The following is a 25,739-nucleotide window of genomic DNA, read 5'->3' on the forward strand; positions in this document are numbered from 1 at the left end:
GGTTGAAAGCGCACCCGAGGCCCATGTCTGTTCCAGAGGGAAGGCCCGTTTCCTTTCCATCGCACAGCAATACATGCCATTCGAACACAGCTTCCGGCGTGTAAACCCCTGACCGCGAATTGGAAGAGATCCTGGCTGCGGCATGCATCCTCCACAGCGTTCCTGTCGCTTTCGACGCAATGACTGCCGATCGCTCTGAAACACGGCTTCATTCATAGGCCGTGCAATGGCAGACGTCGCCCCGACGCCTACTTCATCGGACGTTCGCCAAACGATTGTCCGTTACCTGCTTGATAATGTTGAAAATCCGAGCGTTTCGATAACGGAGGTCATCCGCGCCGTTAGAGAGAGGTTCCCGCTTTGCGAACTGACGGATTGGGAACTCGGCGATTACATAGCGCGAACCGCAATCGACGCGGGTTTTGCCGTGGAGTTCGATGCGGAGGTTCCCTGATCGCCGTTATCTATCTACAGCAAAAAGCTCGCTGCCGTGCCTATGTCAGGGCAAACTTCCGAACCGAACTTCGGTCTCACATTCCCGGTTCGCAGGCATGTGGAGGCGCGGTGAGCGGCTAGAAAATAACGGCATATGGAATAGGCCATAGGCGCCTGCCTACATCAATCCGATTACAATCCGCCGCTTCTCAAATGCTGGGCTAGGTATGCTGTGTAGTGAAGCCAACGGCTACTCAAACGTCTGGCTTGAGGCGCAAACCTGCCATTCCGCAAAAGACAAATGGGACGGGCAAGAGACTGGATCGGCTTCTTGAATCGATTTCGGCGAACTGGCTCGTAACCTATTGAAAAGTAACGATCATATTGGTCGCCGAGGGCGTGAGACTCAGAAGGAAAATCAATGGCTTACGGGATGGTTAGCCAATCCATATCCTTCGTATGATCTCGTATGGTCTGGCGAACCTAAGGACCAGGAGGAGGACTACTCTCTCCATGCACGTGCCTCTTCATCCACAAATGATCGATGACCCCTTGTCGATCGCGGCTGGGTTGGGGCCGGAAGCGGAAAGTCGGCTTTGGCCCCAGCCTGGCCGAGGTGGACATTCATCGGTTAACAAGCGGTTCCGTTCAAGCTCGCCGGTCGTACGCGGCTAGATCGATGTGCGGGCCGAGAGCGCGCCTTGTATCGCTAGGCCTGCTTCAATCAGGCCGAGGCGCCTTGCTTCATCCGACAAACGTCGAAGCTCCTCGTGCAGGGAAGGAGGTAGCCCGCCTGCGCCATAGGCCGCGAGCGCGCGGCCGCGCGCGCTGAAGAAGCTTGCCCAGGGCAAGGGCTCTGCCTTCGTGAACGCGTCGAGGCGCTCCGCATGACGGTCGGCGCCGGCCCAGTCCCGGCCAGCCAGACAGGCGTCGATCGCGTAGCGCCGGAACTGAAGATGATTATGGCTCACGGCATTCGACGCGAGGATTGCTTCACCTTCCTCAAGGGCGGCGCGCCGCGCTTTGGGATCGTCAGTGGCCACGGCCATGAGGCCGAGATACCAAGGGCCCAAATACGCCATCCCGGTGTGGCGGCTCATGAGCAGCGCCTTGTCCAGGTCGGCAATGGCCTGGCTGTTTCTTCCAGCGAGCCGGTGCACATCACCGCGAAAGGCCAAAGCTTCCGCCTCGAAACGCGGGGCCTGGATCTCGCGGGCGAGACCGAGGGACGCTTCGGCACTTGCCAGCGCCTTATCGAACTCCATCAATGACGACCAGGCAATGTAAGCGTTCATATGCGCGATCAGCTCGGCGCGCTGATGAACGATCTTCCGCGACGCTGCGATCGCCGCCAGTGCCTCGCCAAGCAGGCCGTGGATGTCGCCGATATAGAGGCTGGTCGCCACGACCATCGAGCGATTGGCGACCGCAATGCGGCCGAAGCCGTTGCGTTCGGCAATTTCGACGCATGAGCGATATTGGCGATGCGCGCTGAGCATCTGGCCGCGCATATAAAGGGCATCGCCGATACCGCCCATCGATGCAGCCTCGACCTCCGGCAGCCCTGCCTGCTGCGCGAGCTCAAGGCTGCGCCTGTGCTGCTTCAGGCAGCCATCGATGTCGCCTCGCGGAAACAGCAGGTTGCCATGGAGGAAGTGCGCGCGGGCGGTTTCCTCGCCCAGCCCGGTGCGTTCAGCAATGCCTTCGACGGCCTGCACATCCGCGAGCGCGCCGTCGACATCGTCGGCAATGCGCTTGACCGCCGCCGCGCCGAGCAGCGCCCTGCAGCGCTCGCCCTCATCGTTTGCAGTAGCCAGCGCCTCGCCGTATGCGGCGCCGGCCTCACCGGTGCGGCCGAGGCTCAGCAAAATGTCGCCGCGATAGCACAAAAGCGCGGAGCGGGTTTCGCCTTGGTCGGTCAGTGACAGACCGCGCTCAACCAATTCCAATGCCTTGTCATAGCGATAGGCACGATTTTCGCTACCGGCAGCTTCAAGGAACGCCTGGGGTGCGGACTTGTCCTCGGCTCGTTCGAGATGCTCGGCGCGCAGGATCGGATCGCGCTCGATAAACCATTGCGCCGCGCGGCGATGCAGCGCGTGGCGCTCCGCGCGCGGTAGGGACAGATAGGCGCCGTCGCGCATCAGCGCATGCGCGAACAGAAGGTCGTTGCCGACGGGCTTTAGAAAGCCGCGCCGGATCAACGACCCATAGTCCTGTCCGCTATTTCCCAGCAAAAAACCCAGGGCGTCGGGCGCAAAGAGCTGGCCGAGCACCGCGGCGATGCGCAGCGTATGCCGGTCGCCGGGTGGCAGCATATCCAGCCGGGCAAGTACGACACTGTGAATGGTGTCGGGCAAACGGTCCTGTCCGAGGTCGCCGCCGCGAAGTAGCTGTTCGAGAAAGAGGGGATTGCCACCCGCCCGCTCGACGCAACTGATGGCAAAGACATCGGTCGGAGCAAGGAACCGGCCGGCAAGAGTCAAAGCCTCCTGACGATAGAGGGGCCCCAGATCGAGCGTGAGCCTTGGCCCCCCGCCGGCGCGGATGTGCCGGCGGTCGGCAGGTTCCTCTTCGCTGCGCGCCGTGGTTACGACGAGAACCGGACTCTCCATCGCCGCTGCCGCAAGCGCATCGACCTGCGCTAGTGTCTCGTCGTCCGCCCATTGGATATCCTCGACGATCATGACGAGAGGCCGGCGAGCGGCTGCACGCGTGACAAACTGCAGCAGCGTCTGCTTCAGACCCTTGGCGCGCTCGGCATTGTCAATCGCATCATAGGCCGCCCGCTGGTCTGCGGGCAGGGAAAGCTGCAACAATCGGCGAAGGTGGACCTCCAGGGCGGCATCGACAAGACCGCTGTCGACGGCGATCCGAGGATCCTCGACGAAACCTTGGACGAGCGCGCGGATCGCATTGCGTTTGCCGCCGGCGCCGAAGTCGAGGACGAGGCCGGTGTGGCATTCAAACCCCTGCTCGGCGGCAAGCCGCTGAAACTCCTCGACCAGCCGGGTCTTGCCGATGCCGGCTTCGCCGCGGACATGCACGACAAGTCCCCGCCCGGTATCGAGGCACGTCTTGAGGGTGCCGGCAAGCTGGGCCAGTTCGGCCTGTCGGCCGACGAAAGTGGTTCTGGTGATCCCCTCGGACGAGAGGCCTGTGGGCCGCCAGGCTTCGATCGGCTTTTCAGAGGCCCGAGCGACAATGGTGCGGGGCTCGGCGCGCTCGACAAGCTGCGCGACCGACCGATGCACCGCGTCAGACAGCAGCAAATCGTCGGCGTCCGCCGCTCCTGCAAGGACGCCCGCGAGATGCATGGCGCCGCCGGTTATGGTGACCGTCTCCGCGCCGCGCTGCTCGAACCTTGTGACCAGGATACGGCCGCTCGCCAACCCGATCCGGGCAGACGGGATACGCTCTTGCGCCACCCGGAGCGCCCTCAGTATCTCAAGGCCGGCCCGCAATGCGCGTTCCGGATCGTTGCCGTGGGCGACAGGCAGGCCGAAGGCGGCAATGGTGGTTCCCCCCAGCTGCCTATCGACCATGCCTCCGTGGTCCACGACGGCGCCCCGCACGATGTCCGCGAAGCGGCCGGAAATGTCCCGCTCGCGCTCCGGATCGTCGTCATCCGCGAGAACCGACGGGTCGCCCATTTCGACAAACATGACGACGAGCTGACGCAGCTCCGATGCCGGCTCGGCAGGCTCGATCGCCACCGTGTCCGCGCCGAGGGTCAGCGGCTCTGTGCTCGGAGGCCGAGCTCTTTCTCCAAGACCGGCAGCGCCGGACCGCCCCTGCTCCCGCCGGCGCTGCTGGATCTCCTGGTAAAGCTGCTCCGTCTCCGCTTCGGGCCGCACGCCAAGTTCGCGCTGAAGGATTTCGCGGCAGACATGGAACTGCCGCAGCGCCGCCCCGATCCGGCCCTGCCGGACATAAAGTTGCATCAGTGCCCGATGGACATTTTCCTGCAACGGATCGAGCGGCAGAAGACGCAGCGCCAGTTCCAGCGCCCTTGCCGAGGAGCCGGAGGCCAGATTGTCGCTCAACAGTGCCGTCAGCGCTTTGACCGCCATCTCATTCAGATGCTGCCGCGTGGCCGCGAGCCAGTTTTCGAAGGCCGGCGCCTTCGGATTGAAGGCATCCATGAATGCCCCTTGGTAGAGCGCCACCGCCTCCTCGTGCGCTTGCGGCGCTCGCGCCGCCATGAGCTGCTCGAAGCGGAGCGCGTCGACGTCGATGCAATCGGCGGCAAGGACGACCCCCTCCACCGAAGCTCCCGTCAGTTCCTGGTCGTTCAACCCGAGGACCTTGCGCAGCACGAGAAGCTCCTGGCGCAGGCTGGCGCGCGCCTGGACCTCACCGCGGTCCTCCCACAGCAAAGCGGCCAGCTTGTCACGCGACTGTGGGCGGCCTTCGGCCATGGCGAGATAAGTCAGCAGCGCCTGCGCCTTTCGCGAGGCAATTGCGATCTGTCGGCCTTCCCGCGAGAAGACCTGAAGGCCACCGAAGGTGCTGATGCGGATCTTCGCCATCGCGTCTCGCCCTGCCATTGCAGAATAGAGGTGCGGATGGACGGACAAAAGATGGCGGCTCGTTTTTGACGAAGCTTTGACGCTCGCCACGACTTTCTTTGACGGCGCCCCTCTAAACCATCCTCCCAACGGACCGGCGGATCGTCGGCTAACCCGACGGAGGATGCAATGCAGCTCGATCAGGACAAACTCAACGCCTTCCTCGGCAAAATGCTCGACGACATCGGCGCCGCGATGAATGCATCGCTGGTGCAGCTGGGCGACAAGCTCGGCCTTTACAAAGCGCTCGCCGCCTGCGGTCCGATGAGCCCGTCGGAGCTCGCTGGACGGACGGGAACCGCCGAACGCTACGTCCGCGAGTGGCTGGCCGCCCAGGCAGCGTCCGGCTACGTCACCTACGACGCTGCGTCGGCCAAGTTCTCGATGGCGCCGGAGCAGGCGACGGTCTTCGCCGACGACGACAGCCCGGTCTTCATGGCCGCGCTCGGCGACATCGTCGCCGCCACAATCCTTGATGGCGACAAGATCGAGGATGCCTTCCGCACCGGCCGTGGCGTTGGCTGGAACAAGCGCCATCCTTGCCTCTTCTGCGGCACCGCGCGCTTCTTCCGAACCTCCTATCTGCATCACTTGGTGCAGGAATGGCTGCCGGCGCTGGACGGCGTCGTCGAGAAGCTCGAGCGCGGCGCCATTGTTGCCGATGTCGGTTGCGGGCATGGTGTGTCGACACTGCTGATGGCGAAAGCCTTCCCCAACTCGCGCTTCTTCGGCTTCGACGCCCATCCCGGATCGATCGAGGCCGCGCGCAAGGCGGCCGGCGCTGCCGGGGCCACCGATCGCGCGACGTTCGAAGTCGAGAGCGCCAAGTCCTTCACAGGCACGAACTACGACCTCGTCTGCTTCTTCGATTGCCTGCACGACATGGGGGATCCGGTGGGTGCCTTGAAGCATGTGCGCAAGACAATCGCGCCAGACGGCACCCTGATGATCATCGAGCCCTTGGCCGGCGATCGCCTGGAGGACAATCTGAATCCGGTCGGCCGTATCTACTACGCGGGCTCGACCATGGTCTGCACCCCAACATCGCTCGATCAGGAAGTCGGCCTCGCGCTCGGCGCCCAGGCGGGCGAAGCCAGGCTGCGCGAGGTGGCGAAGGCCGCCGGCTTCCCCCGCTTCTGCCGCGCTACCGAGACACCTTTCAACATGATCCTCGAGGCGCGGCCCTGAGGCAGTTTGCGAAGCAAATCCACAACGCAAGGAGAAGACCGATGACCAAATCGAAGCAAGTGCTTGCCGCCGCAGTGCTCGCCACAATGGCGAGTGTTCCAGTCGTCGCGATGGCGGATCAGGCCCCCAGTGAAGCGCCAGTCCGGCAGTATCTGAAGGCCTGGAACGCGCGCGACGTCGAAGCGATGCTGAAGACGTTTTCGGACGATGCAGTGGTGATCCTCCCCGCTCAGGCGCCGATCAGCGGAACGCAAAACCTGCGTGGGCTGCTGTCGACTTTCGTGAAGAGCTTCTCGGCGCCGGGCGCGACCTTCACGCCCGGTCAGTTCACGGCAAATGGCTCGGTCGCCTATTTCCTTTGGCAGGGCGACACGCCATCGGGACGCTATCCCTTCGGCGCCGACACCTTCGTGGTGCGCGACGGCCACATCGCCTATCTGACGCTCGCCTTCGTCGCCGAACCGAAGCCGGCCAAGAACTGATCCCGCCGGGCGGGCCGACTCCCGGCCGCCTCGCCTCTTCATCGGCCAATTCGGGCGAGCCGGCGCCAAAGCCGGCTCGTGGCAACAAGGAGGAACACAATGAGCAGCCCGGCACCGGTCCTTCAAACGCCGCCATTTGTCGGTACACGCTATACGGATTTCTGGAATGAGGTACTGGTCCCGAAATTCATCCGCTGGAAGCACATCGTCGTCGACGGCCTGGCGCAGCACAGCGCGCAGGTCTTCCCTATGCTTGAGGTCGGCCCCGGCGATAAGGTGATCGATGCCGGCTGTGGTTTCGGTGACACGACGCTCGAGCTTGCCAGGATTGTTAGGCCTTCGGGCTCGGTCACCGGACTCGATTGCTGCAGCGCCTTTCTCGACCATGCCCGCAACGATGCGGCGCGCGCGGGGATCCGCAACGCCGTCTTTCTCGAAGCGGACGTCGAGACCTATCCGTTCGAACCAATCCACGATTTCTGCTTCTCGCGCTTCGGCACGCAGTTCTTCGAGGATCCGGTCGCCGGCCTTTGCAATATGCGCGCTGCCCTGCGGCCCGGTGGCGTGATGACGATGATCGTCTGGCGCGACCTTACCGAGAATCCGTGGCTGTCGATCCCGAGGGATGTCGTCCTTCGCTTCCTGCCGCGGCCAAGCGAAAATGCCCGGACCTGCGGTCCCGGCCCATTCTCGATGGCTGACCAGCACGTCGTCAGGCGACTGCTTGAAGGCTCCGGCTATAGCGAAGTTTCCTTCGAGCGTATCGACGCCGAGGTGCATGTTGGCCGTGACCTCGAAGAGGCTGTCGAATTTCAACTTGCACTCGGACCAGCCGGCGAGGTCTACCGGGAGGCAGGAGACGGAGCGACCCACAAGCGTGCGAGCATAACCGAAAAGCTCAAAGCCGAACTCGAGCAGTATCTGACGCCCGAAGGCGTTATGATGAACTCCAGTTCATGGAAGGTCTCAGCGAGGCGCTAGCGCAAAAGTGCCAGGTATTCTGTCGCTAAAGGTCGCCTTTGCCCGTCTCAGCAAATCGCAAAGCTGACTCCTATGGCTGGTTTGCGGCGTAAAGCAGCCGTTCGCGTCGCGGAAAACCTGGCGTTTCCAAATGTGGGGAACACGGTAACGCTTGGCGGTTCGAAATCTTCGACACCCCAATAACGCCTCAGGCGACTCTGAGATCGCAAGGAAAATCGCTAGGGGTTAGTTTTGGTTGGAACTGAAGGAACGGATCAGCGCAGCAGGCGGCCTGAACGGTCGGATCACACAAGGCGTGCTGTCGCTTGGAGCGGGAGGCGATGAGAGGTTACGCAACCGCCCGGACAGACGAGGTTTGTCTGCGCCGCCGTTCCTAGGAATAGATGCTGTCGTAGAGTGGCTGGATCAGCTTCTTGAATCAACTTGGGCGAACCGCTTCGTAACCCATTGACAAATAACGGTTATATTAGCCGCTGAGGGTGTGAGATTGCAAAAGAAAATCAATGGTTTAGCGGATGGTTAGCCAACCCATATCCTTCGTATGATCTTGACCAAGACGAAGAGTGATTGGAAGGCTATCCCCTGTCGCGGCTCAAGGATGCGCCCGGCGATCTGGTCTTGGTGCCTCGGCAGGCACGGCGGAGATCGGCCGGGCCTCGGTTAGAAAAGACAACACGGCGGTGGGTACCGTTGCGGAATTGAGCTCATAGATGCCGCAACGCGATATGAGTCTTCTCTTGTCGACTCGTTTCCCCAGAAAGTGCCAGACGGTGCGGGTGGCGTAGGGCAAATTGTTGTTTCGCCACGATATGCCCATCGTGACGCCCCGCAGGTAGCGCCGCTGGTACGTCTCGAACGGCATGAGGATCGTTTGTCCAAAGGTCGGTGCCTCGCCGCGTGTCATTTCCGTCAAAAAGATGCGCTCGTGCCGATACGCCGCGAGCCCCGTATAGCGTGAGCGCTGCACGATGCCGTTTTCGGTATCTTCGATGCGCTCAAGCGTTGAAACCAGAATTTGTCCGCCACTCTCGCGCAAGTGAGCGCAGGCGCAGACGATCCGACCAGGCCAGGACAGCGACGTGTGCCATGCCTGGTAGAATCCGAGATACGGCTCGAGTGCATGCAGGTCGCCCGGAAAGGCGTCCGCCAGGGGGCCCGCAAGGTCGGCTTGTCGGCGCCGCTCGCCCAATTTGCTGCGGAAAACGCCCGGAGGAAGATCGAAATCGGCCGGTTCGAGGCCAAAGGCTGCCGCGATCGTCAGGAGATTATGGGCGGAAGGAAGGGTTCCCGCATTGAGGTAGCGGTTGAACTGCTGCCGGTTGATACCGATGGTGCGGCACAAATCGGATACCGATCTGTGCGTGCTGCAGGCGAGTTTCAGGTTGCTGCCGAAATTGGCCCATGGCTTGCTCATGGAGACAGTATAAACTCGCTTAAAAACGCTTCAAGCGACGAAATTGCGTTGCCCCGGGCTCCGCCTAGTATCGGCCAAAAGGCTTCACTCCAAAGGGGAACCCAATGAGCGCTTCCAGCAGATTGTCGAGTCTCTCACGCCGTGATCTTCTTCAAGCGGGGATGGCCCTGGGCCTCGTCGCGGCCGCAGGCTCGCTGGCATCTCCGGCCGCGGCGCAAACGCCCGTGCGCGGCGGAAAGTTGCGGCTGGGGCTCGATGGCGGCGCCTCCGCCGATACGCTCGACCCGGCTCTGGCGTCCGCCAGCGTCAATTTCGTGATCGCGCATTGCTGGGGCGATACGCTGGTCGAATCCGACCCCAAGACGGGCGCGGCGGTTCCCTCGCTGGCCGAATCCTGGTCTCCGTCGGCCGACGCCAAGGAGTGGACCTTCAAGATACGCAAGGACGTTCGTTTCCACGATGGCAAGGCGTTTACCGTCGCCGATGCAGTCGAGACCTTGCGCCGCCACGCCGGGAAGAAATCGCAATCGGGCGCTCTCGGCCTGCTGTCGGGGATAGACCGCATCGAGGAACGGGCGGGCGACATGGTGGTGACGCTGAAGGAGGCCGACGCTGACTTGCCGCTGATATTTACGGATTATCATCTTCAGATCCAGCCAGCCGGTGGCGTGGAAAAACCGGCGGCAGCGATCGGCACCGGCCCCTACAAGCTGGTTGCGTTCGAGCCGGGCATTCGCGCCTCTTTCGAAAAAAATACCGACGACTGGCGCCAGGACCGCGGCTACGTCGACAGCGTCCTTATTACGGTGTTGAATGACCTGACCGCCCGAGCCAGCGCGTTGCGCTCCGGTCAGGTCGATTTCATCAGCACCGTCGAACCCAAGGTCGTGCCGTTGCTGAAGCAGGTTCCGGGTGTCGAGATCCTGCGCACTTCCGGCAAGGGGTTCTATTCCTTCCTGATGCATTGCGACACAGCGCCCTTCGACAACAACGACCTGCGCCTGGCGCTCAAATACGCGGTGGACCGTGAGGCCATCCTCAAGCGGGTTCTTGGCGGGTTCGGGTCAATCGGCAATGACTATCCGGTCAACGCCAACTATGCGCTCGCGCCTACCGATATAGAACAGCGCAAATACGATCCCGACAAGGCTGCATTCCATTTTAGGAAGTCGGGCCATCAGGATCCAATCCTGCTGCGCACTTCCGAGGCGGCGTTTCCAGGAGCGGTCGATGCGGCCCAGCTTTTCCACTTGAGCGCGGAAAAGGCCGGCATCAAGATCAATGTCCAGCGCGAGCCGAGTGACGGCTACTGGTCGGAAGTCTGGAACGTCAAGCCGTTCTGCACCTCCTTTTGGGGTGGCCGTCCGACGCAGGACGCGCGCTATTCCACGTCCTACGTTTCCAACGCGCAGTGGAACGACACCCGCTTCAAGCGGCCCGACTTCGACAAGATGGTGATGCAAGCACGCGGTGAACTGGACGAGACCAAGCGGCGCGTACTCTACCGTGACATGGCGCTGATGGTGCGAGATGAGGGCGGCTTGATACTGCCGGTGTTCAACGACTTCATCAACGCCTGCACGAGCCATCTCAAGGGTTTTGTTCCCGATATTGGCAACGACTTTTCCAATGGCCGCATCGCCAGCCGGGTCTGGCTGGAGGCTTGAACCGGAAAATGATGGTGCCTTTCCGGCGGCAGGATAACGTGCTTGCCGCCGCGTGGAGCTTTGGTGGTTGATCGCATGACGAACAGGAATTTCCGTGTCATTGAAAATGAGTGGATCGTCCTGAAGGACGGCACCCGGCTCGCCGCGCGCATCTGGATGCCCGAAACCGTTCCTGGCGGGGTGCCGGCGGTGCTCGAATTCCTGCCTTATCGCAAACGCAACGGCACCGCCGCGCGTGACGAGTCCACCTATCCGGTCTTCGCGGCGGCCGGCATCGCGGGCGTGCGTGTCGACATTCGCGGTTGCGGAGAATCCGACGGCGTGATCGATGGCGAATATACCGCGCGCGAGCTTGCCGATGCGATCGAGGTCATCGAATGGATCGCCACGCAGGACTGGTCGAACGGCAATGTCGGCATGATGGGAATTTCCTGGGGCGGGTTCAACGCGCTTCAGGTCGCGGCCCTCAAGCCACCAGCCCTCAAGGCCTTGATTTCCCTGTCGTCTACCGTCGATCGCTACAATGACGACATCCACTACAAGAATGGCGCGCATCTGTCGGCGCAATTGTCATGGGCGGCGACGATGGCTGCCTTCCAGTCGCGGTCCCCCGATCCCGATCTCGTCGGAGAACGCTGGCGCGACATGTGGCTCGAGCGCCTGGAGGGCGAGCCGTTCTTCATGGAGGAGTGGCTGTCCCACCAGCGCCGGGACGACTTCTGGCGCCACGGTTCGATCTGCGAGGACTTTGACGGTTTTTCTGTTCCCGCACTGGTGATTGCCGGATGGGCCGACGGCTACCGCAACACGCCCTTGAAGGCCGTCGCCGGGATGCCGGAAATGGCCTGGGGCCTGATCGGTCCATGGGTGCACAAATATCCGCATTTCGCCTATCCGAAGCCCCGCGTCGATTTTCATGCCGAGGCGATTTCATGGTGGCGGCATTGGCTGTGCGCGGAAGACAACAAGGTGGAGCATACGCCGAGGCTGCGTGCTTACATACTGGACGGGCCGCGACCCGATCGCCGGCGCGAAACCGACCCGGGCTATTGGGTCGCCATGGACAGATGGGACGTTCCCGAGACACTCGCCCTCATGCTGGACGCTTCGGGCAGGCTCGCCCGGAGCGCTTCATCGCATGCTGAAGGGAAAGTCCTCCTGCACTCTCCTCAGGATACCGGCACCGCTGCCGGAGAATTCTTCCCGCACAGGCCGGATTCGGAAATGGCCGGCGACCAGCGGGTCGATGATGCCGGGTCGATCACCTTCGACAGCGCCGTCCTTGCTGAGGAATACGTCGTGTTTGGCCAGCCGCTCGCAAAGCTGTCGCTTTCCAGCGATGCCGATTTTGCCAACCTTGCCGTCAGGCTCGTCGACGTCCATCCGGACGGTGCGGCGACGCGCGTCAGCTACGGCGTACTCAACCTTTCGCATCGCAACGGCAATGCCGAACCACAGCCCCTGAAGCCGGGCGAGACAGTCGAGATCGAGTTGGTGCTCGATGTGTGTGGCTACCGTTTTGCGCCCGGCCATAGTCTGCGCCTGTCCTTGTCGAGCGCCTATTGGCCAACGATCCTGCCGCCGCCCTGCGACGCAATGCTGACGATGGACCTTGCCACGCTGCGATTGGAACTGCCGCTGCTTGGCGAGCATCGCAGGGTCGAAATCCCGCAGCCAGCCGATCCCGATCCCCTGCCCCGTTACGAAGTCCTGACAGACGGATCATCGGACCGCTCTGTTGAACGCGATCTGCAAAATGGCGTGACGCGCTACCTCGTGCACGAGGACACAGGTCTTAGCCGCCATCCGGGCAACGGCCTGTGCACGCGCGACATCCGGCAGGAGATATGGTCGATAGCGCCCGATAACCCGCTGTCGCTGACGGCAGAGATCCGCTGGACGTGCTGTGCCGAGCGGGAAGGCTGGCGAACGCAGAGCCACTGTACCACGCACCTCTCCTGCACGGCGACCGAATGGGTGGTTACGGAGCGGGTTGAAGCACTGGAGGACGGGAGCAAGGTGTTCGAACGCGAGCGTAGCGCTCGCATCCTGCGTGACTGTATATAGGGTGCGCACAGGGGCCACTGCCTGCCGACAAATGGCCGTAGCATTCCGTACGCGTCATCGTCTCGTCATTTCGGCAAAACAAGGGATGCGTCGAAGCACAAAATACCGCGTGCTCTTCGTGGTAGAGGACCTGGTATTGCACGCTTGCAACTTTGATGTCGAAGCCACCTATCCCAATGTCTATTTCGTTTTCCGCCACGGCCTTCGTTGGGGCGCATAATCTTGAGATCCATCTCGATTTCCGGCGCAGCTTTTGAAAGCTCGGCAATTGCGTCGGCCAGTCGGAAATTTGGGTCGGTCGCCAGGCAGTCGACAATGCCGACGCCGACCTTTCTCGCCAAAGCGCTTCTGACACGCGAAAGCCGGGCCGAACCGGCGTCCAGCATCCCGGTGATTTCCGTGATGATTTCGTAAACCCGCCGCCCTTCCTCCGTCAGTGAAAACCCGCGACGCCCCCGTTCGCACAACTTCACGCCGAGCCGCTGTTCAAGCGCCGTCAGATGGTTGGAGATCGTAGGGTGGCTAAGCGACAGTTCCATCTGAGCTGCAGACATGCCGCCGTTGCGGACCACGCTTTCAAAAACGCGAAACAGATGGAGATCGGACCCCGATATCTTCATGAAAGCAGATTGCGCCAAACGTACTGGTTGGCAATTCGGGGCAGACGCGGGTGATGCAGCGTGCAAACGGTCATGTCCCCGGGAGGCGGCCGACGTTGTGATTACCCTGCTGGGTAACAAACGGGTGCCCGTGCCTGCCTTCTTTCCTCACTCGCCGCCACCAGGGTATTGACGCTGAAACCAAATCCGGATTTGATGATACGTGGATACAAAAATACTTTCCGGGGTGCCAAGTGACAGCAGCCTTCTCCATTGAGCCACGCATGTCCGCCACTGCAGAGGAAGAGGCATACAGCCATCTTCAGCGGGCGCTTCGCCTCGGTCGTTACAAACCGGGTGAACGGCTAGTCCCTGAAGAAATTGCTGCCGAGATCGGCATGAGCCGCATGCCGGTGCGGGAAGCCTTTCGGCGCCTGGCATCCGACGGGCTGGTGGTCCTCCGTCCTAATCGGGGATGCGTGGTCGCGGGCCTCACTGTCGATGAGCTTTTCGAGATTTTCGAGATTCGCTCGGTTCTGGAGGGGCTAGCTGTCAGGCTGGCGATGTCCCGGATCGATGAGGAGGAGTTCGAGGAACTCGACCGCCTGCTCGAACGCATGGAGCGTGCGGGCCAGAGCGGAGGCGGCGACTGGGTCGTCCGCCACCAGGAATTCCATGGCCGCATCTGTGCGTTGAGCCAGAGGCCTAAGCTGATCCACCAGATATCGGCGCTGCATGTGGTCATCGAGCCTTACATGCGCATCTGGTTCGACGATTGTGACAAACCGCTTTCCGCGCGCGAGGAGCATGCCGCCGTAATCGCTGCCTTGCGCTCGGGCGACGCACATCACGCGGAACAGGTGATGCAGGAACATGTTCTCGGCACGGCGCCGCTGCTGGCCGGGTTCGTGAGTCCCAGCCGGTGACGAAAGCCGGCCGGGCAGAAGTGGCCTCGAACCGGCAATGCGGCCGGGCGCGGGAAGAGTTGAATCAGCCTATCAAAAAAAGGGGAACCAAATGAAATTCAATCGTTTTGCCGCCGTTGCGGCCGCACTCAGCATGTTCGGCTTCATGCACACCGCATTGGCCGAGGACGCGCCCAAGGCCATAACCATCGCCACGGAGGGCGCCTACGCGCCGTGGAACTTCACCAACGCAGACGGCAAGCTCGACGGACTGGAGATCGAACTGGCCAACAATCTTTGCGAGCGGATGAAGGTCAAATGCACCATCATCGCTCAGGACTGGGACGGACTTATTCCTTCGCTGAAGGTCGGCAAGTTCGATGTGATCATGGCCGGCATGTTCATCACGCCGAAACGCCTCGAAACCATAGATTTCACCCAGCCTTATGCGGTCGATCCGGGTGGATTCGCCGTTGCCAAGGACAGCGAGCTTGGCAAGCTCGGTATTTCCGCGGAGAAGTTCAATCTGGACGACGAGGCTGCTTCCAAGGCCGAGATCGAGAAATTGAAGCCGCTGCTGAAAGGCAAGGTGGTCGGCGTACAGGCGGCCACGATGATGCTCGATTTCGTCAAGAAATACTTTGGCGACACGGTGGAAATCCGCGAGTACAAGACCACCGAGCAACATGATCTCGACCTCGCCGCCGGCCGCGTCGACGCTCTTTTTGCGCAGCGGACGGCGCTCGCCGCGACACTCTCAAAACCTGAATTTGCCGATTACACCCTAGCCGGACCAGGCTTTGTGGGCGGCCTTTTCGGCCGTGGAACCGGTGCGGGGCTGCGCAAGGAAGACACCAAGCTCAAGGAGATGCTGAATGCGGCAATCGACGGGGCTATAGCCGACGGCACCATCAAGCGTATCTCGGAGAAATGGGTGAAAACCGATGTGACGCCGATGAAGTAGGCGCGGGCGGACCTGCCCGGCGGAGCGGCGCGAGCCGTTTGCGTCGGGCAGCGCGCTGAAAGGCTAGGACTGACATGACCAATCTCCTTCATCTTTTGGGTTTTCAACAGGGCGGCTGGGGAGCCGCTCTGCTCGCCGCATCCAGTGTTACGCTTGCACTGTCCGTTCTCGGCTTTATCCTCGGCGCCGCCTTCGGCGCCACGGCTGCGGCCGGTCGCCTCTCGTCCCGCCGCGTCCCGGCCTGGCTCGCCCATGTCTACGGCACCGTATTTCGCGGTGTGCCAGACTTGCTGACGATCTACCTCCTCTACTATGGCGGCAGCATCGCCCTGACGCAGATCGGCACGTTTTTTGGCAGCGACGGCTTCGTCGGGCTGCCGACGTTTGCAACCGGTGTCCTGGCGATCGGCATCATATCGGGCGCTTATCAGGGAGAAGTCTATCGCGGCGCCTACCAGGCCGTGGATCGCGGCCAGTTCGAGGCTTGCAAGGCGCTCGGCCTGTCTCGATATCAATCGTTGCGCCTTGTCATCGCGCCGCAACTGATGCGCCACGCGCTGCCGGGCCTCGGCAATGTCTGGCAGCTGGTGCTGAAGGACTCGGCGCTGATCTCCGTCATCGGCCTCGTCGAACTGATGCGCCAGGCGCAGATCGGAGCGGGTTCGACGCGAGAACCTTTCATCTTCTATATTGCCGCCGCCGCGCTCTACTTCGTCATCGCCGTCGTGACCGCTTCCGTCTTCCGTTTTAGTGAGGCGCGGGCCTGGAGAGGCATGGTTCACGCGTGATCGACTTCGCCTTCTTCCTCAAAATCCTTCCCGTCCTGCTTGCCGGCCTGCCATTGACCCTGCAGCTTACAGCAGCCTCGATGGCCGTCGGTTTCGTCTTGGCTTTGCTGCTGGCGCTTGCCCAACAGGGAAATCGCCGGATCGTGATATGGCCCATCCGCGCCTTCGTTGCAGTCTTTCGCGGAACCCCTCTGCTGGTACAGATCTTCCTCATCTATTACGGCCTCGGCCAGTTCCGTCCCACGCTTCAGGCAGTCGGCCTCTGGTGGTTGTTTCGCGAGCCCTACTGGTGCGCCATCGTCGCTCTCAGTCTCAATGAAGCTGCCTATGGAAGCGAAATCCTGCGCGGCGCGATTAAGGCTGTGCCGCGCGGCCTGACCGAGGCCGCTACAGCATCCGGCATGTCGAAGCTGCTCACGCTGCGCCTGATTGTGCTGCCTCTGGCCCTTCGCAATGCGATCCCGAATTACAGCAACGAGATCATCCTGATGGTCAAGGGCACGTCGCTTGCGTCGATCATTACGCTGATGGAGATCACCGGGATCGCGCAAGGGCTCATTTCCCAGACCTATCGCGCCGTCGAGGTGTTCGCGGCTGCCGGCGCGATCTATCTCGCCCTTAATTTCGCAATCATCTCGGCGCTGAACGCGCTGGAAACCCGGCTGACGCCCTATCGGGTCCGCGCATGAAACATGACCGGAGCATCATCAGGATAATTGGCGACATGGGCTGCGCCGACAGGCCGAAACGATCCGTTGCCGTGCTGCGTTACGCGATAGTGGCCACGTCGCATCCATTACACCAAGGGATACAAAAACAGAATGCGTGATTTCCAGTTTCCAGGGCGCTCGCCGGTCCGTGCCACGCAAGCGGTCGCAGCGACATCGCACCCCCTGTCGACGCTCGCGGCGATCGAGATGCTGCGCACCGGCGGCAATGCCATGGACGCGGCGGTCTGCGCCGCCGCCGTGCAAGGCGTGGTTGAGCCGCAATCGACCGGCATAGGCGGCGACTGTTTCGTGCTCTACTGTCCGGCGGGAGAGGGCGACGTGCTGGCCTTCAACGGCTCCGGCCGCGCGCCGGCGGCCGCGACCGTCGACTGGTATCTGAACAGGGGCTTCAACGAGCTTCCCAAACAGGGGCCGCATGCGGTGACCGTGCCGGGCGCCATCGATGCCTGGTGCCGGCTGCTTGAGGACCACGGCAGCAAGGACCTTGCCGAGGTGCTGGCGCCTGCCATTCATTATGCCGAGAACGGCTATGTCGTGCACGACCGCGTCGCCTTCGACTGGGCCGACCCTGAGATCGACCTTACCGCGGACGAACATGCCGCGCGCATCTTCCTGCCCGGCGGCAAGCCGCCGAGGGCCGGCGACGTCCACCGCCAGCCGGAGCTCGCCGCCACTTTGCGCATCATAGCCAAACAAGGCCGCGCCGGTTTCTACGAAGGCGCGGTCGCCGACGACATGGTGCGCCGGCTCAAGGAACTGGGCGGGCTGCATTCACACGAGGATTTCGGGGCGACCAAGGGCGACTATGTGGCGCCGGTCAGCACCTCTTACGGGGGCTACGACATCCACCAGATGCCGCCGAACAATCAGGGGCTGACGGCGCTGCTGATGCTGAATGTGCTATCGGGCTTCAAGCTCGGCGGGCTCGACCCCAACGGGGCTGAACGGCTGCATCTGGAGATCGAGGCGGGGCGGCTCGCCTACCAGGACCGCGACCGCTATGTCGGTGACCAGGACCATGGTCCGGTGCCGATAAAACAACTTCTGTCCGGCAGCTATGCCGACCGGCTGCGCGCCGAGATCGACCGCGACCGCGCCATGACGCATCTGCCGAAACTGGACCTGCCGGGCAGCGACACGGTCTACATCTCGATCGTCGACCGCGACCGCAACGCCGTCTCCTTCATCAACTCGACCTATTATTCCTTCGGCAGCGGCGTCGTCGGGCCGAAGACCGGAATCGTGCTGCAGAACCGTGGCGCGAGCTTCCGCCTCGACGCTGCGCACCCGAACGCGATTGCGCCCGGCAAGCGGCCGATGCACACGATCATGCCCGGCATGGCGACGAAGAACGGCCGCGTGGTGATGCCGTTCGGCGTCATGGGCGGTGGCTACCAGCCTTTCGGGCATGTTCATCTTCTAACCAACATGATCGACTTCGGCATGGACCCGCAGCAGGCACTGGATGCGCCGCGTGTGTTCCACAATGATGACACTGTGGAGGCTGAGCGCAACGTTCCCGATGAGGCGATCAAGGGCCTCCGCGAGCGCGGCCATCGCATCGTCGAGCCGCATCAGCCGCTCGGCGGCGGCCAGGCGGTACTGATCGACTGGGAAAAGGGCACGCTGACAGGCGCCTCGGACCCGCGCAAGGACGGTATGGCGTTGGGATATTGATGGCAGGCGGCATCACATCTGTGTGTCGCGGCTGGATTTTGACGGATTGGAACGACAGTCGATGACCATGACCAGCAACGCAAATTCGCAAGGGCTTTCACGCCCGCTCGCCGCCGGAGCCGATGACGCGCCGGCGATCCTGGCGCCTGACCGGCCCACCCTCACCCACGGCGGACTGCGCGGGCTTATCGGCGCCACGGCGGCGGCGCTGCATGCGCGCGGCATCGGCCGGGGCGACCGGGTGGCGATCGTGCTGCCGAACGGGCCGGAGATGGCGACAGCCTTCGTCGCTGTGGCGGCGAGCGCCTCGACCGCGCCGCTCAACCCGGCCTATCGGGCCGACGAGTTCGATTTCTATCTCACCGATATCGGCGCCAAGGCGATCCTCGTCTCCGCCGACGAGAGCGGCCCGGCGGTGACGGTGGCCGAGCGCCTCGGCATCGCTGTGCTGCGGCTGATCGTGCCGGCGGGAGCCCCGGCCGGCAGCTTCGTCATCGAAGGGCCGGCGGTGGGGCCGCAGGCGGCGGCCGACATGGCGCAGGACGATGACATCGCGCTTTTGCTGCACACATCCGGCACCACGTCGCGCCCCAAGCTGGTGCCGCTCAGCCATGCCAACATCGCAGCCTCCGCCCGCCATATTGGCGCCACGCTCGGCCTGACCGCCGATGACCGCTGCCTCAACATCATGCCGCTGTTCCACATCCATGGCCTGATCGCCGCCGTGCTGTCGTCGCTGGCAGCGGGCGGCAGCATCTACTGCACGCCGGGCTTCAACGCGCTGCGCTTCTTCCAGTGGCTGAGCGACGCCAGGCCGAGCTGGTACACGGCGGTGCCGACCATGCACCAGGCGATCCTGCCTCGCGCGGCCCGCAATGCGGAAGCGCTGGCGGCGGCGCGCCTGCGCTTCATCCGCTCGTCCTCGGCCTCGCTGCCGGCGCAGGTGATGGGCGAACTGGAAGCAACCTTCGGCTGTCCGGTGATCGAATCCTACGGGATGACCGAGGCCGCCCACCAGATGGCGTCGAACCGGCTGCCGCCGGGCCTGCGCAAGCCGGGCAGCGTCGGCGCCGGCGCCGGACCGGAGGTGGCTGTGATGGCGCCGGACGGACGGCTGCTCAAAGCCGGCGAGACCGGCGAGATCGTCATTCGCGGACCCAATGTCACGGCAGGCTACGAGAAGAACCCCGATGCCAACGCCACGGCCTTCGCGCACGGCTGGTTCCACACCGGCGACCAGGGCGTGCTCGACGAGGATGGCTATCTCCGCGTCACCGGCCGGCTCAAGGAGATCATCAACCGTGGCGGCGAAAAGATCTCGCCGCTCGAGGTCGATGACGTGCTGATGGACCATCCGGCGGTGGCGCAGGTGGTCACCTTCGCCATGCCGCATGACAAGCTCGGCGAAGAGGTGGCGGCAGCGGTGGTGCTGCGCGAAGGCATGAACGCCAATGAGAACGATATCCGCACTTACGCAGCGACGCGGCTCGCCGACTTCAAGGTGCCACGCAAGGTGCTGATCCTCGAAGAAATACCCAAGGGTGCGACGGGCAAGCTGCAGCGCATCGGGCTAGCCGCCAAACTCGGGCTTTGACGATGAAGATCACCATTTTCGGCGCCGGCGCGATCGGCGGCTATCTCGCCGCCAAGCTGGCGATCGCCGGCCGCACCGACCTGTCGATCGTCGCGCGCGGCGCGCATCTCGAAGCGATCCAGGCAAACGGCCTGCGCCTGATCGAGGACGGCCAGGAATCGGTGGCACCGGTGAGAGCCGCCGCCAAGGCCGAGGAGCTCGGCGTGCAGGATTGCGTCGTTCTGGCGCTGAAGGCCCATTCCCTCACCCCGGCCCTCGACCAGATCGCGCCGCTGCTGGGGGACGGCACCGCGGTCGTCACCATGCAGAACGGCGTGCCGTGGTGGTATTTCCATGGCGTGGGCGGGCCGCTCGAAGGCACCAGGCTGAACGCGGTAGATCCGGGCGGTGCGATCTGGCAACGGATCGGGCCACAGCGTGTCATCGGCTCGGTCGTCTATCCCGCCGTCGAGGTCGACGCGCCGGGCCTCATCCGCCATGTCGAAGGCAAGCGCTTCTCGCTCGGCGAACCCTCGGGCGAGAAGAGCGAACGGTTGACGGCTCTGGCCGAGGAGCTGGTCAAGGCCGGCCTGCAGGCGCCGGTGCGCGAGGATATACGCAATGAAATCTGGGTGAAGCTGTGGGGCAACCTGTCCTTCAACCCGATCTCGGCGCTGACCGGCTCGACGCTGGCGGCGATCGTCGCCGACGACGGCACCCGGGCGCTCGCCCGCGCCATGATGCTGGAAGCGCAGGCGATCGGCGAAAGCCTCGGCGTGCGTTTTCCGATCGGGGTGGACCGCCGCATCAAGGGCGCCGGCGATATCGGCGAGCACAAGACCTCGATGCTGCAGGACCTGGAACGCGGCCGCCCAATGGAGATCGACGCGCTGGTCAGCGCCGTACAGGAACTCGGCCGGCTGACGGATCGGCCGACCCCGGCGATCGATGCGGTCTCGGCGCTTGTAAAGCGGCTGGCGGTGGAGCGCGGGTGTTATGGCTGAGACGGGACGCACTGTCCCTGCATAACAACCGAATGGCCAAGCCAGAGACGAATTCAACGCTCCAGAACGACGACAGGACATCGCCCAGGCTGCGGGGGGCCAATGCTTACGGCGTCTCCCCTGCCACGGTTCGACCTCAACAGCCGGTTACCATTCGACCCGATCGGAGAATCACGTCGCATCTGCCGGCGCACAGGCTGGCCGCACCGGACAACGCCAACTTTGAGGAACAAGCCGACCCTCGGTCATCAGCGGCGCGGAGCTCTGCGGAACGGCGCATACCTTGAGTGAACCGCCTTTCATCGGCGGAAGATGCGGTCCCTCAGGGCGCGGCAAGTCGCCTCGTGAAGGCTTTCAGTATCGACAGCAGTGACTTTCCTCAGACAAAGGTGCCAACCTGCGCGACGCAATCCCTGCCAAATCGCAATCCTGTCACGAACCAATCCCAGATCTCAATAGTTGGCCCGCACACGTGCCGCGCTCTTGTCCGCGAAGGCGGCGAGTCGAGCACGTGCTTCCGGCTGCGTATTCACCACACCCGCGACGACGGCCTCGGCATAAGCGGCGTCCAGCGCGGACATATTCTGCATGTGGCTCACAGCGGAGCAAATTGCAAAGTTGGACAGGGGCAGGTTCTGCGCCGCCTTGCGGGCGAGTTCCAGCGCCTTCTCGAAGCTTGACCCTTCGACGATATACTGCGCGAGCCCCAGATCGACCGCTTCCTGGCCCTGATACACCCGGCCCGTCAGCATCATGTCGATCATGCGCGACTTGCCCACCAGATCGGCAACGCGGATAGTGGCGCCGCCGCCGGTGAAAAGTCCGCGTTGGCCTTCAGGCAGCGCAAAATAGGTCGTCTTGTCCATCACCCGGATATGGGCAGCACTCGCCAGTTCCAGCCCACCGCCCACAACGGCCCCGTTAAGAGCCGCGATGATCGGCACGCCGCCATATTCCATCTTGTTGAAGGCCTCGTGCCAGCGCAGGCAAATATGCATGAAGTCCGCTGGGCTGCGGTCAGCTTGATGATGTTCAATCAAATCTAGCCCGGCGCAAAAATGGTCCCCCGCCCCGGCCAGCACAATCGCGCGTACACCCGCGCGAGGAGCTGTGGAAAAAAAGTCGACCAGTTCTTCGATCGTATTTGAATCCAGCGCATTGCGCTTGGTCGGACGGTTCAGGGTTACGACCCAGACCCCCCCGTCGTGGGCCTCGATGGCAAGGTTCTCGTATCGGGTGATGTCGATTTGGATGGCCATGTTACGGTCCTGTTCCAGAGGTGAAGATGGGTGATTGTTCTATTCAGAATCCGATATCCAACAGGCTTGCGGCGCCGTCCATGACGCGGGCTCGCTGAAGGTCGGCCTCGTTGAGAATGTGTTGGGCGTAGAACCGGGCCGTGGCGATCTTGGCAGCCATGAACTCGGGATCTCGACCGTCCTGCAGTCCCGCTTCAGCGACAAGGGCCGAGCGTGCCAGCTGCCAGCCCGCGACAAGATTGCCAGCCAGCATCAGGTAGGGCACGGCGCCTGCATAGGCGGCGTTCAGCTCCGTTGGCCTGACCGCGACCAGATGGGCAACGACGGACTCGAATGCTTCGCGTGCGCAAGACAGTTGCGCTGCGATTTCTTGCGCGGCGGGCGAGCCTTGCCGAAGAGCGCTTTCTGTTTGAGCTATCATTTCAGCGATGCGTCTCGCCGTTGATCCACCGTCTCGAAGCGTCTTGCGGCCCAGCAGATCATTGGCCTGGATGGCCGTTGTGCCTTCGTAGATCGGCAGGATTCGTGCGTCGCGGTAAAACTGGGCAACGCCGGTTTCTTCGATGAACCCCATGCCACCATAAATCTGTACGCCGGTTGAGGCTGTCTGGAGGCTCATTTCGGTGCAGAAGCCCTTGACCAGCGGTACAAGAAATTCGGCTATTGCCAGAGCTTCCGTTCTCAGTTCCGGCGTTGCGGCAAACTGCGCACGGTCCTGCCATCCGGCGGCAGAGGCGGCAAGGGCCCGGCACCCTTCGGTCGTGGCGCGCATATGCGCCAGCATCCGGCGGACATCCGGGTGACGGATAATGGGAACCGCCTCAAAAGAGCTACCATCCACTGGACGGCCCTGGATACGGGTCTTCGCGTAAGACAGCGCCATTTGATAGGCACGCTCTGCTATCGCGACCCCCTGAACACCTACGGCGAAGCGGGCCGCGTTCATCATCGTGAACATGATTTCCAGCCCGGCGTTTTCGCGGCCAATCAGAAAGCCGGTGGCGCCTTCGAATTCCAGCATACACGTCGGGCTCGCCCTGACGCCGAGCTTGTGTTCGATGCTTTGACAGAGGAGTGAATTTCGCGCACCAGGTTCGCCACTTTCGTCCACCAGCAGTTTCGGCACCAGAAACAGGCTGATCCCCTTCACGCCCTCGGGCGCGCCAGGCGTTCGGGCAAGGACGAGGTGGATGATATTCTCGGCCAGATCATGCTCGCCATAGGTGATGAAGATTTTTGTACCGGATATCTGATAGGTGCCATTCGCCTGGCGTTCGGCCCTTGTCCGTACCAAGGCCAGATCGCTGCCCGCCTGCGGCTCGGTCAGATTCATGGTGCCGGTCCACCTGCCGGAAACCAGCTTGTGCAAATAGGTCTGTTGGATTTCAGGCGACCCGAAACGGAGAAGCGCCTCAATGGCGCCATCGGTCAACAGAGGGCATAACGCAAAACTCATATTGGCCGCGTTGATGATCTCTGTGGCGGCGGCGGCGACAGACCGGGGCATGTCATGCCCGCCGAATTCCGACGGGTGCCGCAACCCTTGCCAGCCCATGCCCACGAATTTGTCATAGGCCTCACGAAAGCCGGGCGGCGTTTGAACTCGACCTCGGTCACAATGCGAGCCGATGCGGTCGCCTGCTGCATTCAGCGGCGCGATTTCCTCAGCACAAAATCGGCCGAACTCTTCGAGGACCGCTGAGGCCGTCTCGAGATCACTGCCCGCATCGCCCGACCATGGCGCGATATGGGTGATGTTGAACATCAGGTCCTTGACGGGTGGTACAAATGTCATGCCTGAGGCCCCAGGTCACGGGCTGCCGCCCGCAGAATGAACTTCTGGATCTTGCCTGTCGCGGTTTTTGGCAAAGGGCCGAACACCACCGTTTTCGGCGCTTTGAAATGGGCGATATGGGCGCGACAAAAGGCAATGATTTCCGCCTCGGTCACGCTCGCGCCCTCGCGTAGTTCGACAAAGGCGCATGGGCTTTCGCCCCATTTCGGATGCGGACGGGCCACCACGGCTGCAACGCTGATCGCGGGATGTCGGTATAGAACGGACTCGACCTCGACCGATGAGATGTTTTCCCCGCCTGAGATGATCACATCCTTCAGCCGGTCCCGGATCTGAATATACCCGTCTGGATGCACCACCGCAGCATCGCCGGACCAGAACCAGCCAGACTCGAAAGCCGCCGCGGTGGCGGTCGCGTCCTTGTAATATCCCCTCATCACCGTATTGCCGCGAATGGCGATCTCACCCTGTGTCAGCCCATCCCGCGGCACATCCACGCCAGTCTCTCGGTCGACCACGCGGATGTCTTCGACCATCGGAAAGGCGACGCCCTGCATCGCTTGTTTTTCAGCTCTTGCTGAAGCAGAAAGGGCCTCCCATTCGTCCTGCCAAAGGCATTGGGAAATATGACCGTAGGTTTCAGTCAGTCCGTACACCTGCATCACATTCAGTCCCATTTGCGCGGCCTTCTCCAGGACTGCGGGCGGTGGCGGTGCACCTGCGGTCATGACCTTGATCTGGGGATTGAAGGGCTGCGCGGAAGCAATCCGGCTGTCGCACAGCATCTGCAGCACGATGGGGGCAGCTCCCATATGGGTGACGCGGTGCGCCGACATGGCTTCCAGCAATTTGCCAGGCGAGGCATCGCGGGTAAAAACCATGTTGGCTCCGACGATGGCCATCGACCAAGGATGAGTCCAGCCGTTGCAGTGAAACATGGGCACGACTGACAGGTAGGTCGGGTGCTGCGGCAAGGCCCATGCGGCAATCGTCCCCATCGCCATCAGATATGCGCCGCGGTGGTGATAAATCACGCCCTTCGGCCGCCCCGAAGTGCCCGAAGTATAATTCAGCGCCAGCGCCTGCCACTCATCCTCGGGCAGCTCCCACCCCATGGGAGGATGAGCCGCCAGATCCTCATAGCTGCGTTCCCCGAACCCAGCAGAAGCCTGTGCCTGAGCATCGACGATATCAACCACAGGAAGCGTGTTGTCATTCAATCGAAAGGCTTCACGCAGCAGGGGTGCGAAGGCTGTATCGGCAATCACCAGCGTCGAGTCCGAGTGCGCCAAGATATAGGCGACGGTTTCCGGCTCCAGGCGGGTGTTGATCGTATTCAACACGGCCCCCAGCAAGGGTACCGCGTAATGTAGTTCGAAGAGCTCGGGAATGTTTGGCGACAGCACCGAAACCGTGTCCCCCCGCCCCACGCCCAAAGCCGCCAGCCCCGCCGCGACCGAGCGGCAGCGACCGCCAGTCTGTGCCCAGGTGCGCCTTATGTCGCCATAAGTCACCGCGGTGCGCCCGCAGTAGACCAGCTCGGCCCTTTTCAGGAATGACAGTGGAGACAGGGCCACGTAGTTGGCGTCATCGCGGCGGGCGGCGTCGTAGTGCTGTCTCATGCTCTGATCCTATGGCC

General features: G+C 62.6%; 19 protein-coding genes. 13 read left to right on the forward strand and 6 right to left on the reverse strand.

All coding sequences use genetic code 11. The features are described 5' to 3' along the window. The first annotated feature begins 226 nt into the window (after positions 1-226). The gene (locus AC0YKC_RS27995; RefSeq protein WP_488513409.1) at positions 227-454 is read left to right on the forward strand and encodes a hypothetical protein; all 228 of its coding nucleotides are present in this window, start codon (positions 227-229) and stop codon (positions 452-454) included. A gap of 652 nt (positions 455-1,106) precedes the next feature. Here the strand turns inward: AC0YKC_RS27995 and AC0YKC_RS28000 are convergent. Continuing rightward, positions 1,107-4,967: an ATP-binding protein gene (locus AC0YKC_RS28000; RefSeq protein WP_488513410.1), complete on the reverse strand. Its 3,861-nt coding sequence runs from the start codon at positions 4,965-4,967 to the stop codon at positions 1,107-1,109. A gap of 168 nt (positions 4,968-5,135) precedes the next feature. On the opposite strand from AC0YKC_RS28000, the gene AC0YKC_RS28005 reads away from it, so the two are divergent. The 3 genes from AC0YKC_RS28005 to AC0YKC_RS28015 all read left to right on the forward strand — a co-directional run bounded on the left by AC0YKC_RS28005 (position 5,136) and on the right by AC0YKC_RS28015 (position 7,657). Beyond that, positions 5,136-6,194: a class I SAM-dependent methyltransferase gene (locus AC0YKC_RS28005; protein ID WP_488513411.1), complete on the forward strand. Its 1,059-nt coding sequence runs from the start codon at positions 5,136-5,138 to the stop codon at positions 6,192-6,194. Positions 6,195-6,235: 41 nt separating this feature from the next. Beyond that, positions 6,236-6,676 carry a nuclear transport factor 2 family protein gene (locus AC0YKC_RS28010; protein WP_488513412.1) on the forward strand — a complete coding sequence of 147 codons (441 nt, stop codon included), beginning with the start codon at positions 6,236-6,238 and terminating at the stop codon, positions 6,674-6,676. A gap of 99 nt (positions 6,677-6,775) precedes the next feature. Beyond that, entirely contained in the window at positions 6,776-7,657 is an 882-nt protein-coding gene (locus AC0YKC_RS28015) for a class I SAM-dependent methyltransferase (RefSeq protein ID WP_488513413.1), read from the forward strand. 592 nt (positions 7,658-8,249) lie between these two features. Here the strand turns inward: AC0YKC_RS28015 and AC0YKC_RS28020 are convergent. Further along, entirely contained in the window at positions 8,250-9,071 is an 822-nt protein-coding gene (locus tag AC0YKC_RS28020; protein WP_488513414.1) for a helix-turn-helix domain-containing protein, read from the reverse strand. Positions 9,072-9,175: 104 nt separating this feature from the next. Between AC0YKC_RS28020 and AC0YKC_RS28025 the strand changes: the two genes are divergently transcribed. Both AC0YKC_RS28025 and AC0YKC_RS28030 read left to right on the forward strand, forming a co-directional pair. Continuing rightward, positions 9,176-10,738 (forward strand): ABC transporter substrate-binding protein, encoded by a 1,563-nt coding sequence (locus AC0YKC_RS28025; RefSeq protein ID WP_488513415.1) that lies wholly within the window; start codon positions 9,176-9,178, stop codon positions 10,736-10,738. A 75-nt stretch (positions 10,739-10,813) separates the two neighbouring features. Next, positions 10,814-12,805: a CocE/NonD family hydrolase gene (locus AC0YKC_RS28030; protein ID WP_488513416.1), complete on the forward strand. Its 1,992-nt coding sequence runs from the start codon at positions 10,814-10,816 to the stop codon at positions 12,803-12,805. A 65-nt stretch (positions 12,806-12,870) separates the two neighbouring features. On the opposite strand, the gene AC0YKC_RS28035 is transcribed toward AC0YKC_RS28030, so the two are convergent. Next, positions 12,871-13,425: a LysR family transcriptional regulator gene (locus tag AC0YKC_RS28035; protein ID WP_488513417.1), complete on the reverse strand. Its 555-nt coding sequence runs from the start codon at positions 13,423-13,425 to the stop codon at positions 12,871-12,873. Positions 13,426-13,688: 263 nt separating this feature from the next. Here AC0YKC_RS28035 and AC0YKC_RS28040 point away from each other — a divergent pair, with 263 nt between their 5' ends. The 7 genes from AC0YKC_RS28040 to AC0YKC_RS28070 all read left to right on the forward strand — a co-directional run bounded on the left by AC0YKC_RS28040 (position 13,689) and on the right by AC0YKC_RS28070 (position 21,046). After that, on the forward strand, positions 13,689-14,330 hold the full coding sequence (locus AC0YKC_RS28040; protein ID WP_488513418.1) for a GntR family transcriptional regulator: 642 nt from the start codon (positions 13,689-13,691) through the stop codon (positions 14,328-14,330). A gap of 91 nt (positions 14,331-14,421) precedes the next feature. Then, positions 14,422-15,273: a transporter substrate-binding domain-containing protein gene (locus AC0YKC_RS28045; protein ID WP_488513478.1), complete on the forward strand. Its 852-nt coding sequence runs from the start codon at positions 14,422-14,424 to the stop codon at positions 15,271-15,273. A gap of 74 nt (positions 15,274-15,347) precedes the next feature. Next, positions 15,348-16,061 (forward strand): ABC transporter permease, encoded by a 714-nt coding sequence (locus AC0YKC_RS28050; protein ID WP_488513419.1) that lies wholly within the window; start codon positions 15,348-15,350, stop codon positions 16,059-16,061. Next, positions 16,058-16,750, forward strand: a complete 693-nt coding sequence (locus AC0YKC_RS28055) for an ABC transporter permease (RefSeq protein WP_488513420.1) — start codon at positions 16,058-16,060, stop codon at positions 16,748-16,750. Before AC0YKC_RS28050 ends, AC0YKC_RS28055 begins: the two co-directional genes overlap by 4 nt. A gap of 132 nt (positions 16,751-16,882) precedes the next feature. Next, positions 16,883-18,469 (forward strand): gamma-glutamyltransferase, encoded by a 1,587-nt coding sequence (gene ggt / locus AC0YKC_RS28060; RefSeq protein ID WP_488513421.1) that lies wholly within the window; start codon positions 16,883-16,885, stop codon positions 18,467-18,469. Positions 18,470-18,530: 61 nt separating this feature from the next. Then, positions 18,531-20,063 carry an acyl--CoA ligase gene (locus tag AC0YKC_RS28065; RefSeq protein ID WP_488513422.1) on the forward strand — a complete coding sequence of 511 codons (1,533 nt, stop codon included), beginning with the start codon at positions 18,531-18,533 and terminating at the stop codon, positions 20,061-20,063. 2 nt (positions 20,064-20,065) lie between these two features. Next, a complete protein-coding gene (locus tag AC0YKC_RS28070) occupies positions 20,066-21,046 on the forward strand; it encodes a 2-dehydropantoate 2-reductase (RefSeq protein ID WP_488513423.1) in 981 nt (326 codons plus the stop codon). A gap of 452 nt (positions 21,047-21,498) precedes the next feature. Here the strand turns inward: AC0YKC_RS28070 and AC0YKC_RS28075 are convergent, their stop codons facing one another. From AC0YKC_RS28075 to AC0YKC_RS28085, 3 genes are read right to left on the reverse strand one after another with little or no spacing between them, the layout of a single operon-like run. Further along, complete coding sequence (locus tag AC0YKC_RS28075) at positions 21,499-22,305, reverse strand: crotonase/enoyl-CoA hydratase family protein (protein ID WP_488513424.1); 807 nt, start codon at positions 22,303-22,305, stop codon at positions 21,499-21,501. Positions 22,306-22,348: 43 nt separating this feature from the next. Continuing rightward, entirely contained in the window at positions 22,349-24,100 is a 1,752-nt protein-coding gene (locus AC0YKC_RS28080) for an acyl-CoA dehydrogenase family protein (protein WP_488513425.1), read from the reverse strand. After that, the gene (locus AC0YKC_RS28085; protein WP_488513426.1) at positions 24,097-25,722 is read right to left on the reverse strand and encodes an acyl-CoA synthetase; all 1,626 of its coding nucleotides are present in this window, start codon (positions 25,720-25,722) and stop codon (positions 24,097-24,099) included. Before AC0YKC_RS28085 ends, AC0YKC_RS28080 begins: the two co-directional genes overlap by 4 nt. Positions 25,723-25,739 lie beyond the last annotated feature (17 nt).

It is taken from the genome of Mesorhizobium sp. CNPSo 4661, from assembly GCF_057784215.1.